We start from the raw sequence: 13,751 nt of genomic DNA, 5'->3' as shown, positions 1-13,751 counted from the left end.
ATGTAACCGCCGGTGCGTCCGTGTTCAGCAGCCAGCACAGCATCGTTGGTCGGCGATCCGCCGTGCGCGGCGTCGCGTCCGATACGGGTGGGGCAGAACGAGGATGAGCATGACGGAGACGGCGGCATCTGTCCGCACCGCGTCGGAGCAGGCTGTCACGGCCGCGGACCAAGTCGAATTGCGCCAGTTGCTGGCCGGGTTGACGGCCGTGCGCGACGGCGATTTCGGCACTCGGCTACCGACCGACGCCGACGGGCTGCTCGGCGAGATCGCGACGGTCTTCAACGGCATGGTGGACCAGCTGTCGCTGTTCACCTCGGAGGTCACCCGGGTCGCGCGCGAGGTCGGGACGGACGGGCGGCTGGGCGGTCAGGCCGAGGTGCCTGGCGTGTCCGGTACCTGGAAGGACCTCACCGACTCGGTGAACGCGATGGCGGGCAACCTGACCAGCCAGGTGCGCGACATCGCCCAGGTCGCCACGGCCGTCGCGCGGGGCGACTTGTCCCAGAAGATCGATGTGGACGCCCGCGGCGAGATCCTGGAGCTGAAGAACACCGTCAACACGATGGTGGACCAGCTGTCCGCGTTCGCCGACGAGGTCACCCGCGTCGCGCGGGAGGTCGGCTCGGAGGGCAGGCTGGGCGGTCAGGCGGAGGTGCCCGGCGTCGGCGGCGTCTGGCGCGACCTCACCGCCTCGGTGAACTTCATGGCGGGCAATCTGACCGATCAGGTCCGCAATATCGCCCAGGTCACGACCGCGGTGGCGCGGGGCGACCTGAGCCAGAAGATCACGGTGAGCGCCCGCGGCGAGATCCTGGAACTGAAGAACACCATCAACACGATGGTCGACCAGCTCTCCTCCTTCGCCGACGAGGTCACCCGGGTCTCGCGCGAGGTCGGCACCGAAGGCATCCTCGGTGGTCAAGCCGACGTCAAGGGCGTCTCCGGCACGTGGCGCGACCTCACCGACTCGGTGAACTTCATGGCGGGCAATCTCACCGCGCAGGTGCGGTCGATCGCCCAGGTGGCCACCGCCGTGGCGCAGGGCGATCTGTCCCAGAAGATCCGGGTCGACGCGCGCGGCGAGATCCTTGAGCTGAAGAACACCATCAACACGATGGTCGACCAGCTCTCCTCCTTCGCCGACGAGGTCACCCGGGTCTCGCGCGAGGTCGGCACCGAGGGCAGGTTGGGTGGCCAAGCCGACGTCAAGGGCGTCTCGGGCACCTGGAAGGACCTCACCGAGTCGGTCAACGTCATGGCCGACAATCTCACCGCGCAGGTGCGGTCGATCGCCCAGGTGACCACCGCGGTGGCCCGTGGCGATCTGAGCCAGAAGATCCGGGTCGACGCCCGCGGCGAGATCCTCGAGCTCAAAGAGACCATCAACACGATGGTCGATCAGCTCTCCGCGTTCGCCGACGAGGTCACCCGCGTGGCCCGCGAAGTCGGCACCGAGGGCAACCTCGGCGGCCAAGCGACCGTACGGGGTGTGTCGGGCACCTGGAAGGACCTGACCGACAACGTCAACGTCATGGCTTCCAACTTGACCGGCCAGGTGCGTTCCATCGCCCAGGTCGCCACCGCCGTCGCGCGCGGTGATCTGAGCCAGAAGATCACGGTGGAGGCGAAGGGCGAAGTCGCGGCGCTCGCCGGTGTGATCAACACGATGGTCGACACGCTGTCCGCGTTCGCCGACGAGGTCACCCGCGTGGCCCGCGAAGTCGGCACCGAGGGCATGCTCGGCGGTCAGGCCCGCGTCCCGAACGTGGCGGGCACGTGGAAGGACCTGACCGACAACGTCAACTCCATGGCGAACAACCTGACCAACCAGGTCCGCAACATCGCCCAGGTCACCACCGCGGTCGCGCAGGGCGATCTGACCCGCAAGATCGACGTGGACGCCCGCGGCGAGATCCTGGAGTTGAAGACCACGATCAACACGATGGTCGATCAGCTCTCCGCCTTCGCGGCCGAGGTGACCCGCGTCGCTCGCGAGGTGGGGTCGGAGGGCAGACTGGGCGGCCAAGCCGAGGTCGAGGGCGTCTCCGGAACCTGGAAGCGGCTGACCGAGAACGTCAACGAGCTGGCGGGCAACCTGACCCGCCAGGTCCGCGCGATCGCCGCGGTCACCAGCGCCGTGGCCGAGGGCGACCTGACCCGCTCCATCACCGTGGAGGCGTCCGGCGAGGTCGCGGAGCTGAAGGACAACATCAACGCGATGGTGGAGTCGCTGCGCGAGACCACCATGGCCAACCAGGATCAGGACTGGCTGAAAACCAACCTGGCCCGTATCTCCGGTCTCATGCAGGGCCAGCGCGACCTGCACGTGGTGGCCGGGTTGATCATGGACGAGCTGGCGCCGTTGGTCTCCGCGCAGTTCGGCGCGTTCTACCTGGCCGACGACAGCGAGGAGCAGCCGGAACTGCGGCTGATCAGCTCCTACGGCAGCCCCGACGAGCCGAGCAGCTCGCCGCGGTTCGCGTTCGGCCAATCCCTCGTTGGCCAGGCGGCCCGCAGCCGCCGCACGATCGCCGTGGAGGACGTGCCCGCCGACTACGTCACCATCTCCTCCGGGCTGGGACAGACCGCGCCCGCCCACCTGCTCATGCTGCCGATCGTGGTGGAGGACCAGGTCCTCGGTGTGATCGAACTGGCTACCCTGCACCGCTTCACCCGCATCCACCGGGACTTCCTCGACCAGCTGATGGAGACGGTCGGCGTCAACGTCAACACGATCATCGCCAACGCCCGCACCGACGAGCTGCTGGTCGAATCGCAGCGCCTGACCACCGAACTGCAAGCCCGCTCGGAGGAGTTGCAGGTGCAGCAGGAAGAGCTGCAGCGCTCCAACGCCGAACTGGAAGACAAGGCGGCTCTGCTGGCCATGCAGAACCGCGACATCGAAGCCAAGAACCTGCAGATCGAACAGGCCAGGCAGGAACTTGAAACGCGCGCCCAGGAACTCGCGCTCGCCTCGAAGTACAAGTCGGAATTCCTGGCCAACATGAGCCACGAGCTGCGCACCCCGCTGAACAGTCTGCTGATCCTCGCGCAGCTGCTGGCCCAGAACCCGAGCCGCAATCTCACCCCCAAGCAGGTCGAGTACGCGGGCATCATCCATTCGGCGGGTTCGGACCTGCTTCAGCTGATCAACGACATCCTCGACCTGTCCAAGGTGGAGGCGGGCAAGATGGACCTCGCCCCGGAGCGCGTGTCGTTGCGTCAGCTGCTGGACTACGTCGAGGCCACTTTCCGGCCGATGACCACCCAGAAGAGTCTGCGCTTCCATGTCACGACCGCGCCCGGCCTGCCGATGGAGCTGATCACCGACGACTCGCGGCTGCGGCAGGTGCTGCGAAACCTGCTGTCCAATGCCGTCAAGTTCACCGAGACCGGATCGGTGCAACTGCGCATCGAACCGGCGGAGGCGAGCCAGCTGCCCGCCGCCGTGCGCCAGCACGGCCCGGCCGTCGCGTTCCGGGTGATCGACACCGGTATCGGCATCGCCGAGCACCAGCTGGAGTCGATCTTCGGCGCCTTCCAGCAGGCCGACGGCACGACCAGCCGCAAGTACGGCGGCACCGGTCTGGGCCTGTCGATCAGCCGGGAGATCGCCTACCTGCTCGGCGGCGCGATCACCGCGGAGAGCGCGCCCGGCCAGGGCAGCACGTTCACCCTGTATCTCCCGGTCGCCCGGCCGGACTTCCAGGAGGCGCCGCTGCGCGAGCGGGAGGACGAGCACCAGGCCGACGACAGCAGCACCGAGCACGCACCCGCCGCCGCCACGCCCCAACAGCACCGCCGGCTGCTGGTCGTGGAGGAACGCCCGCAAGGTCTGCTGTCGCTGGTCGCGCAGAGCGCCGTCGCCGAACTCGCGGACAGCAATGATCCGCGCGGGCCGGTTCAGGTCGTCACCGCGGTCGGGGTGGAAGAAGCCGCGGCGGCGATGGCCGCCGAAGCGTTCCACTGCGTGGTGCTCGAGCTGGACATGCCCGACGGCGCCGCCCTGCGGTTCCTGGAGACGATGAACGGGGACGCCGCGTTGAGCAGCGTCCCGGTACTGGTCCACAACCGCCGGGTCGACGCCGAACAGGAACGCCTGCTGCAACACCGCACCACGAGTCAGCCGCTCGAGCTGCTGTCCAGCCTGGACGATCTGCGCGAACGGATCGCGCTGCACGTCACCGCCGAGGCGCCCGGCGACATGCTGCCGCTGGTACGCCGGGAAGACGCACCGGCCGCCGCGCCGCAGCGGCCGGATGGCAGGCTCGCCGGCCGCACCGTGCTGATCATCGACGACGACGCCCGCAACCTCTTCGCGCTGAGCAGCATCCTCGAACTGCACGGCATGAGCGTCCTGCACGCGGAGGACGGGCGCGAGGGCATCGACAAACTGCTCGCTCATCCGGAGACCGACCTGGTCCTGATGGACGTGATGATGCCCGAGATGGACGGCTATACCGCGACGGCGACGATCCGCGAGATGCCGCAGTACGAGAGTCTGCCGATCATCGCCGTCACGGCCAAGGCGATGCTGGGCGACCGCGAGAAGAGCCTCGCCTCGGGCGCCAACGACTATGTCACCAAACCGGTCGACGCGGACGCTCTGATCGCCTGCATCCAGCACTGGCTGGGTGCCTGATGACCGACCCCGACAGCACCGACGCCGAGACAGGCACGACAGCGAACGCTCACCCGGCGAGGGGGCCCGCCGTTCACCGGCTCGCCGCCACCGTGGAGCGGTTGCGCGCGCAGATCCAGCAGGCCCAGGCCACCGCCGACGGGCGCGCGCTGATCGAGATGGCCAAGGGCGTGCTGGTGGAACGGCTGCACTGCGGGCCTGCGCAGGCGGCGAGGCAACTAGAGGCCCTCGCCGAGCAAGCGGGCATCACACCGCTGGAGCTGGCCGCCGAGCTCGTCGACCAAGCGGCCCAGGACGAGGTCAGCGCGGTCGTCGGAGAATTCCTGTCGCGCACCGCCAGCCCGGAGGAGCCATCGGCGGCCGTGCGGTTGCGCACCGCCGAAAGCGGGTTGCTCGCGGCCGGCGACACCCACCGGGTGGCGGAGTCGGTGCTGGAGCACGCGTTGACGCCGCTGGGCGCCACAGCGGTGGCGATCTGGTCCGCGGGCGCCGACGCGTCGCTGACCCTGGCGGGTTTCGCCGGCATCAGCCCGCAGGAGGCCGAGCGATGGCGGTACGTGCCGCCCGGGGTGGCGACCCCGGCCCGGCAGTCGCTGGTGCAGCGCAGCGCCGTGTGGGTTCAGGACCTGGGCGGGTCCGGCCTGCCGTCGATCGGCGACCGCGACGGCGGCCGTGCGGCGATTCCGGCGGGCGCCGGGGGCAAGCTGCTCGGCGTGCTGGAGGTGTGCTGGCCGCAGCCGCTCGCGCCGCAGCCGCCGCAGGTGCACCGGCAGTTGGACGCGCTGGCCGAGCTGTGCGCGCACACGCTGGAGTCGGACTCGGCCGCGGTGCGGGCATCGGACCGGCCCGACGTCGCGGACCTGGTGCGGCTCGCGGACGGCCTTTTCGACCCGGCGCTGGTGCTGCTGCCCCACCTCGACGAGGGCGGCGCGCTCGTCGACTTCTGCATCCACCACGTCAACAGTTGCTTCGTCGACCCGGCCGGACGCCCCCGCGGCCTGGTCAACGGCGCGCTGCTGCTGGAGGCGTACCCGATGGCCGCGAGCGATGGGCAATTGTTCGAGCGGATCGAGCACGTCTTCGCCACCGGCGAGACCTACCGCGCCGACCGGGTGATGCTGACCGAGCTGGTCGACCAGGTGCCGCTGACCGTCTCGGCCGCGCTCAGCATCAGCCGCCATGGAAACACGGTGCTCATGGTGTGGCGGGTGGAGGACGAGACGGCGCGATTGGCGGCGCTGCTGCAACATGCCCAGCGTCTGGGCCGCGTCGGCGGCTTCGAGGAGAACGCGGCCACCGGCGAGATCACGTGGAGCAGCCAGCTGTTCGCCCTCTACGGGCTGACGCCGACCGCGGACCCGATTCCGCTGTCGCAGCTGCCCGCGCACGTCCACGACGACGACGCGCACGCGGTGGGGCGATTCCTGCGTACCCTGCTGCGCTTCCGCCGCCCGGCCTCGACGGCCTTCCGCCTGATCCGCCCGGACGGCGTGACCCGGCACATCCGGATCGTCGCCGAACCGGTCCTCGAGGCGGGGCATCTGGCCGCCATCCGCGGCGCCTATCAAGACATCTCCGCGCAGCACTGGACCGAGGTCGCGTTGTCCGCGACGCGCGACCGGCTGGCCCACACCGAGCAGCACGCCGCCGAACAGAGCCAGCTGGCCCGGCAGCTCCAGCAGGCGATCATGCCGGACGCGCAGCCGTCCATCGAGGCGTTCGGGCTGCGCATCGCGGTGCGCTACCGACCCGCCGAGCAGGACTACACGGTCGGCGGAGACTGGTACGACGCGATCGTGTTGCCCACCAAGCAAATCCTCGTGTCCGTCGGTGACATCACCGGCCACGGTATCAAGGCGGCCACCGGCATGGTCGTGCTCCGCAACGCTCTGCGCGGCCTCGCCGCCACCGGCGCGGGTCCCGGCCAGCTGCTGACCTGGCTGAACCAGGTCGCCCACCACCTGACCGACAACATCTTCGCCACCGCGATCTGCGGGCTCTACGATCCGCATACCCGGGTGCTGCGCTGGGCCCGCGCGGGCCACTTGCCGCCGGTGTTGGTGCGCGGGGGCCGGGCCTCCAGCCTGCCCATGCTCGGAGGCATACTCCTCGGCGCCGTGGCGGAGGCCACCTTCGAGGAAGCGGAACTGCAACTGGAGACCGACGACACCCTCCTCCTCTACACCGACGGGCTGATCGAGCGCCGAGATCGCCTTCTGGACGAGTGCATAGATCGGTTGCTCGCGGCATCGGCGCAACTCACCGGCAGCCTGGACGACCGCTTGGACGACCTGCTCGACGGCAGCGATGCCGACACCGATGACGACACCTGCGTGGTGGGGATTCAAGTGGGGCCGGGTCAGGACGCGTCGGGCCCGCAATAGCACCCACCGGCATCGCCCGGTCAAGGCGTGGCGATCATTCCCGCCGGGCGGCTTCGGCGGCTCGGATCGCTTCCTTGTCCGCCTCGTCGAGCTTGCGGGTGTCGCGCGGGACGGCGAAGGGCTGTTCTTCTTCGGGAAGCCCCTGGGCGATGGCTTTGCCGTGGTCGAGTTCGGCGTTGATCTCGGCTCCCAGCAGCAGCGCGATATTGGTCAGCCACAGCCACACCAGGAAGATCACCACCCCGGCAAGCGAGCCGTAGGTCTTGTCGTAGGACGAGAAGTTGGCGATGTAGACGGAGAACAGGACCGAAATGACCAGCCAGACGAGAACGGCGATCACCCCTCCGGGGCTGATCCACTTGATGCCGCCTTGGCGGGCGTTCGGGCTGGCCCAGAACAGAATGGCCAGCAGCACCGACACCAGGACGAACAGCACCGGCCATTTGACGATGTTCCAGATGGTCACCGTGGTGGCGCCGAGGCCGAGGAGGTCGCCGATCTGCTGGGCGACCGGCCCGCTCGCCACCACGATGGCGGCGCTGAGAACGAGCAGGATCACCGCGACGATCGTGACGCCGAGCCGGATGGGCGTGGTCTTCCAGATCGGCCGGCCCTCACCGATGCCGTAGATGACGTTGGAGGCGCGCATGAAGGCCGCCACGTACCCCGAGGCGGACCACAGCGCGACGGCGAAACCTAGGATGGCGCCCCAGCCTGCGCCCTGTTTGTTCGCCTGCGCTTGGTCGACGAGGGTGCGCACGAAGTCCGCGCTCGAACCGGGGGCGATCCGCTGGGCCTGGTCGACGAGTTCCTCGGCGGCGTTCGGGCCGAGCAGGCCGAGCAGGGAGACCAGGACGATCAGGCCGGGCACGATCGACAACACCGCGTAATAGGTGAGAGCGGCGGCCAGATCGGTGAGGTTGTCGCGCTGGAACTGCTTGCTCGCGCGCTTGACCACCGCGAGCAGCGAGGGTTTCGACAGGTCGGCGGGGCTGTGGGGCTCGTCGGGGTCCAGATCCGGCCTGGCTCCGGTATCGGTCGGACCGACCGTCGGCTCGCGGTCGTCACGGGTATCCGCCGGGTCGGCTCGCCGATCCTCGTGCCGCTGTCCTGCACCGTGCTCTGTCGTCATGGGCTTGCTCCACTCACACGTCCATCTCGGTTCCACGCCGGATGCCGGAACTCCGGCGTCGAACGAGTGGTGCCCGAAGCGGCGGCGCTGAAACTGCTCGGCCCGGCTTCCGCGGGCCAGGTTCGGCCGCGCGGTATGCGAGCGAATCGGCTGGCGTGCGGCCGCGGTGACGGTGCAGGTCCGCCCCCTACAAGTGGGGGCACCCGAGGCGGTAACCAGGGGTGCGGCGGGGGCGATGAGCCAGGTGGAGTTCGTCGAGAGCGGAGGGCGGCGTGGGTCGAGGTATGAGAAGCATTGCGGCGGCGGTCATTACGCTGGCCGCCGCGATGCTGGGATTTGGTGCACCGGTCGTCGCGCAGGCCGCGCCGGAGGGGTTGAGGCATTGCGCGGTCAGCAGTGGCCGGGTCCCCGAAACGGCGACGCCGGAGGATGTCGGACTCGATGCGGCGGCGCTGCGCGAGGCGGTGGCGCTCGCGGCGGATTCGACCCGCACGACGGTGCAGATCTTCCGGAACAACTGCCTGATCGCGACCGGCCCGGACAGCGCAAGGGCCGCCGGTGTGCCGTGGAATCTCTGGAGCAGCACCAAGAGCGTGGTTTCGATGGTGGCCGGGATCGCGGTGGACGAGCAGCGGTTGCGGCTCGACGACCCGATCGGCGCGTATCTGCCGCCCGAGCTCGGTGATGCCCGGCATCGCGCGATCACGGTACGCAATCTGCTCATCGAATCCAGCGGCATGCAGGTGGCGGTGGCCTCCGAAGGAATCACGGGGTTGGCGCAGATCGATCCGAATGTGGTCGCGCAGGCGTTGGCGATGCCGATCGATCAACAGCAGGGCACCGAGTGGCGCTACAGTCAGCGCGCTGTCGATCTGCTGGTGTACGTCATCCAGCGTGCGGTCGGCGAGGACTTTCAGGCGTACGTTCAGCGAAAGCTGTTCGATCCGTTGGGCATTCCGCCGACCGACTACTTCTGGGGTCGTGACCGGAGCGGAAACACCTACGGCTACGCGCATCTGCTGCTGCCGCCGGACGATTTCGCCAAGCTCGGCCTCCTGCTCACCAACCGTGGGCAGTGGGGCGAGCACCGGATCATTTCGGCCGATTATCTCGCACAGGCGGGACGGCCCGCCCCGACGAATCCGTGCTACGGCTTCCTGTTCGTCGTGAACGGGCCGGACTGCGCCAACTACTTCCCTGGCCTGCCGCCGGATGCGATGCAGATGTCCGGGATGATGCGCCAGGACAATTACATCGTGCCGAGCCTCGGACTCACGGTCAGCTGGACCGGCGTCACCGTCCCGGGAAGCGCGTTGAGCTTCCCGCACGATGTCCTGCGTGCGGTCGGCGCCGCCTTCCGGGAACCCCGCATACCCGCCGCGGCGCCCTACGAACAGCAATCGGATGTCCAGCTGTCCGATCCGATGATCTCGAATCCGGACGCGACCCTCGCCGCGCTCGGTGTCGGCCCGATGGCCTACCCGGGCTGCAATCCGCTGTCCTGCCTGGGCAAGCCCATGTCCGCTCCGTTCGCGAATTGGCCACCGGGGTGCTTCGTCCTCGGCTGCGTCGGGCCGCACCCGGCGACCCCTGGGATCCGGTAGCGACACACCCCCGAGTGGGGCGAGCGAGCGTGTTTCCCGGCAAGGGCGAACCGACCCTGAACGCCCCTGCCGGACAACGCCGAACGATCGGCGGGCCGGAGCCTGCCGATCGTTGTCGTGCCTGTCGTGTTGTCACCGGGTGAACAGCGAGCGCAGAGCGAGGGTGTCGCGGCGCTCGTAGGCGATCCAGGCGAAGATCCCCGACAGCACCAGCGGGAAAGGCGCGTAGGCAGGCATATCGGTCAGGAAGAGGTTGGTGGCCGCGGCCAGCAGGGTCAGCACCGACAGGCCGACCGCGGCCGGGCCGCTCAGGCGCCGCACCAGCAGCCCGACACCGCCGGCGATCTCGCAGATGCCGACGAAGTACATGAACCAGGGCGAGCCGAACCCGGCTTCCCGCATCGCGGCCATGTTCTCCTCGGGAACCATGTCGAGCACCTTCGGCAAGCCCGAGGCGACGATGAAGAACAGGCCCAGGACGATCTGCAGTCCCCACAGCACACGGTTGCGGACTTTGCCGGGGCGGACGGTGGCGGCGGCGTTGGTGGTCGCGGCGGCGATGGTGGTCATTGCTGTTTCCTCCAGGGTCGGTCGCGCTCTTCGGTAGCGCGTTCACCTGATAGGACGGCGGCACTCGCGAGGAATCATCGGTCGCGGCGGGACATTCTTGCCGCCGCTGCCGGGTGCGGTCGGACAGGCGGCCCGTCAACCGGTCAGTGACGGTTGATGTCCGGGGCCCGCGGTGACCCGCGCGCCCCTTACAGTGGATCGATGGCATCGGCTTGTACGAACAGGACGCGCTCGCGGCTCGATTCGTCGCCGACTCGCCGGACGGGAACTCATCGAGCGAACCGGCTCAGCGCCGCTTTCTCGTTCGTGTCACGCGGGAGCGCCGCCGCGGAGCCAGTCGGTCCACGGGATGCTCCAATCGCCGTTGTGCCAGATGTCGAGGGGTTCGCCGCCGGTGTTGCGGACCTCGACCACGTCGCCGGGGATGACGAAATCGTAGAACCACGCGGCGTCGGCTGGGGAGATGTTCAGGCAGCCGTGGGAGACGTTGGTGTTGCCTTGGGCCCACATGCTCGCGGCCAGCGCGTGCACGAAGATTCCGTCGTGGCTGATGCGGACCGCATGGTCGATGCTCGTGCGGTAGCCGAGTGCGGAGTTGGTGGGCAGGCCGTAGCTGGCGGAATCCATGATGACCGGGTTGTTGCGGTCCAGCACGGTGTAGACGCCGGGGCGAGTCCAGAACGACATGGTTCTGCCGCCGACGACCGCCGTGCCGCCCATGCCCATCGATGTAGGCATGGTGCGCACCAGGTTTCCGTTGTCGAAGACCTCGATCTGTTTCGTGTCGTCGTCGGCGATCGCGACGTGCGCGGGCCCGATGAGCACTGAGACCCGTTGGTCGCGTAGGCCGTAGCGGCCCTCGCCCAGGGCGACGCCGAAGAGTTCGGACTCGATCGTGATCCTGGTTCCCGGTGCGTGATACTGCTCCGGCCGCCAGTGCGCGTTCTGGTCGTCTAGCCAGTACCAGCCGCCGGTGACCGCGGGCTGGGCGGTGACCCTCACCTGGCGTTCCACCGCTGCCCGATCGACGGGTTCGTCGAAATGGGCGACGAGCACGAAACCTACTCCGTAGGTGTCGTTGTCGGCCAGCTCGACGAGATTGGCGGAGCGCAGCGAGACATCGACGAGCTGTCGCGGCGCCACCGTGGCGCAGGTCGCCGTCGCGGTGACATCGCCGGTTTCGCCTTCCGCCACGGCTTTCACGGTGTAGGTGTGCCCGTAGCCCAGTGGTTCGGTGCTGGTCCACGTCCGCTGATCGGGGGCCGATACGCCCGGCAGCGCTCTGCCCGTTTCATCGATCCATTCGACCGACCGCAGCGTCCCGTCGGTGACGGTGATCGTGCCGAGACCGCGCGCGTCGACATCGCGGGCGCCGGGTGCGGGATCGAATCGGAGGGTGGCGGGTTCGGGCGGCGGCGCGAGTTCGCGCGCCCATCCCCATCCGGCCAAGGCGAGGCCGCCCGCACCGGCGAAGCCGATCAGCAGCCGACGACGTCGCAATGCCACCGTCCATCTCCCTTCCGGATCCGGGCCGACCTGTCCGACAGCATGCGGCAGCTACCCACCGCTCGTGACGCCGACGACCGGCATCTCCACCGATCCGCCGCACAACCGATACCGTTCCTCGATCGCTGGGGGACGCGCGCAACCGTCATCGATGGCCTGCGAAACCGCAGGTCACCCCGCCTGACCGACTACGCCGTCAAGCACTACGGCACAGCGGGCGAGTCCGCTCGAGCGACGAAAACCCGCTCCAGCAGTGCGTACAGACAGTCCCGATCCTGATCACCGAGCCTGTTCAGCCCGTCTTGGGTGGCGCGCATTTTCGCCCGGATGGTGTCGATCACCTGCTCACCCTCGGGCGTGATGACGAGATTGGTGACCCGCCGGTCGGATGTACTGGTCTCCCGGCGCACGAGCCCCCGCTTCTCCAGCCGGTTGATGATCCCGGTCACGTTGGAGGCGTCGCAGGCCATGGTCTCGGCCAGGGCACGCATCGCGACGGGCCCCCGGCGCAGCACGGTCAGCGCCTTTCCCTGGCTCGCCGTCAGGTTCTCACTCGCCGCCGCGACGGTGAACTCGCCGTAGTAGACGCCGAGCGACACCGACAGCAGCTCCATCAACTGGGCCGTGTCGACGCGGGGAGCTTCTGCCATGGCAGCCAGCCTATCCGCAGAAACTTGACTATCTCAAATATTTACCCCTAGCGTGTGTGGCCATTGCTTGAAGTTCTCAACCATCGCAGTCGCACCTCCGAGGAGTACTCAGTGACCGACACCACGTCCGTCGCCTCTCGCACCGCCGAGATCCTGTCCCGGCCCGTCGCGCTGAACGGCCTGACCGTGCCGAACCGCATCGTGATGGCGCCGATGACGCGCATGTTCTCCCCCGGCGGCGTTCCCGGTGACGATGTGCGGTCGTACTACGCCCGCCGCGCCGCCGCCGGCGTCGGCCTGATCGTCACCGAGGGCACCTACGTCGGCCACGAGTCCGCCGGGCAGAGTGATCGGGTGCCACGGTTCCACGGCGAAGAGCAGCTGGCGGGGTGGGCGAAGGTCGCCGAGGACGTGCACGCGGCAGGCGGCACGATCGTGCCGCAGCTGTGGCACATCGGCATGGTCCGCAACCAGGGCGACGCGCCCTACCCCGACGCGCCCGCCGTCGGCCCCTCCGGTATTCGCGTCGACGGCACCGAGGGCTTCGGTAAGGCCATGACCCGCGGTGACCTGGACGACGTCATCGGCGCCTTCGCCGAGGCCGCCGCCGACGCCGAGCGCATCGGCTTCGACGGCATCGAACTGCACGGCGCGCACGGCTATTTGCTCGACCAGTTCCTGTGGGCGCGCACCAACCGCCGTGACGATGAGTACGGCGGTGATCCCGTGGCCCGGACGAGGTTCGCGGCCGAGGTCGTGGCCGCGGTTCGTGCCGCCGTCTCGCCCGAATTCCCGGTCATCTTCCGTTATTCGCAGTGGAAGCAGGAGGCCTACAACGCGCGGCTCGCCGAGACCCCGCAGGAGTTGGAGGCGATCCTGGCTCCGCTCGCCGCGGCAGGCGTGGACGTCTTCCACGCCTCCACCCGACGCTACTGGCGACCGGAGTTCGACGGCTCGGACCTGAACCTGGCGGGCTGGACCAAGAAGCTCACCGGCAAGCCGACCATCACCGTCGGCTCGGTCGGCCTCGACGGCGACTTCCTCCGTGCGTTCACGGGCGAGGGCGCCGAGCTCGGCAGCCTCGACAACCTCCTCGATCGCCTGGAGCGCGACGAATTCGACTTGGTCGCCGTCGGTCGCGCCTTGCTCCAGGACCCGGAGTGGGCGTCCAAGGTGCTGGCGGGGCGGATCGATGAGCTGAAGCCGTACGACGCGGCGGCGCTGAAGACGTTGAGCTAGGCGAATTCCGTTCGGCTCGGC

Annotated in this window: 8 protein-coding genes; 4 read left to right on the top strand and 4 right to left on the bottom strand. The window is 68.8% G+C overall.

The genetic code is table 11. The features are described from left to right. The first annotated feature begins 109 nt into the window (after window positions 1-109). Together ACWDMM_RS28425 and ACWDMM_RS28420 are read left to right on the top strand one after the other, a co-directional pair. Window positions 110-4,645 (top strand): HAMP domain-containing protein, encoded by a 4,536-nt coding sequence (locus tag ACWDMM_RS28425; RefSeq protein ID WP_449940352.1) that lies wholly within the window; start codon window positions 110-112, stop codon window positions 4,643-4,645. Beyond that, the gene (locus ACWDMM_RS28420; protein ID WP_357110917.1) at window positions 4,645-7,029 is read left to right on the top strand and encodes a SpoIIE family protein phosphatase; all 2,385 of its coding nucleotides are present in this window, start codon (window positions 4,645-4,647) and stop codon (window positions 7,027-7,029) included. Before ACWDMM_RS28425 ends, ACWDMM_RS28420 begins: the two co-directional genes overlap by 1 nt. Before the next feature lie 34 nt (window positions 7,030-7,063). On the opposite strand, the gene ACWDMM_RS28415 is transcribed toward ACWDMM_RS28420, so the two are convergent. Next, window positions 7,064-8,161, bottom strand: a complete 1,098-nt coding sequence (locus ACWDMM_RS28415) for a YihY/virulence factor BrkB family protein (protein ID WP_195083318.1) — start codon at window positions 8,159-8,161, stop codon at window positions 7,064-7,066. Window positions 8,162-8,487: 326 nt separating this feature from the next. Here ACWDMM_RS28415 and ACWDMM_RS28410 point away from each other — a divergent pair, with 326 nt between their 5' ends. Then, a complete protein-coding gene (locus ACWDMM_RS28410; protein WP_449940346.1) occupies window positions 8,488-9,765 on the top strand; it encodes a serine hydrolase domain-containing protein in 1,278 nt (425 codons plus the stop codon). A 132-nt stretch (window positions 9,766-9,897) separates the two neighbouring features. Here the strand turns inward: ACWDMM_RS28410 and ACWDMM_RS28405 are convergent, their stop codons facing one another. The 3 genes from ACWDMM_RS28405 to ACWDMM_RS28395 all read right to left on the bottom strand — a co-directional run bounded on the left by ACWDMM_RS28405 (window position 9,898) and on the right by ACWDMM_RS28395 (window position 12,491). After that, window positions 9,898-10,335, bottom strand: coding sequence for a DoxX family protein (locus ACWDMM_RS28405; protein ID WP_195083320.1), 438 nt, complete (start codon window positions 10,333-10,335; stop codon window positions 9,898-9,900). 309 nt (window positions 10,336-10,644) lie between these two features. After that, window positions 10,645-11,841 (bottom strand): L,D-transpeptidase, encoded by a 1,197-nt coding sequence (locus tag ACWDMM_RS28400; RefSeq protein ID WP_195083322.1) that lies wholly within the window; start codon window positions 11,839-11,841, stop codon window positions 10,645-10,647. A 203-nt stretch (window positions 11,842-12,044) separates the two neighbouring features. Next, a complete protein-coding gene (locus tag ACWDMM_RS28395; RefSeq protein ID WP_323124019.1) occupies window positions 12,045-12,491 on the bottom strand; it encodes a MarR family winged helix-turn-helix transcriptional regulator in 447 nt (148 codons plus the stop codon). A 111-nt stretch (window positions 12,492-12,602) separates the two neighbouring features. On the opposite strand from ACWDMM_RS28395, the gene ACWDMM_RS28390 reads away from it, so the two are divergent. Beyond that, window positions 12,603-13,730 carry an NADH:flavin oxidoreductase gene (locus tag ACWDMM_RS28390; RefSeq protein WP_357209066.1) on the top strand — a complete coding sequence of 376 codons (1,128 nt, stop codon included), beginning with the start codon at window positions 12,603-12,605 and terminating at the stop codon, window positions 13,728-13,730. Window positions 13,731-13,751 lie beyond the last annotated feature (21 nt).

It is taken from the genome of Nocardia sp. NPDC003726, from assembly GCF_053586955.1.
This window is presented reverse-complemented; position numbering and strand designations above follow the sequence as displayed.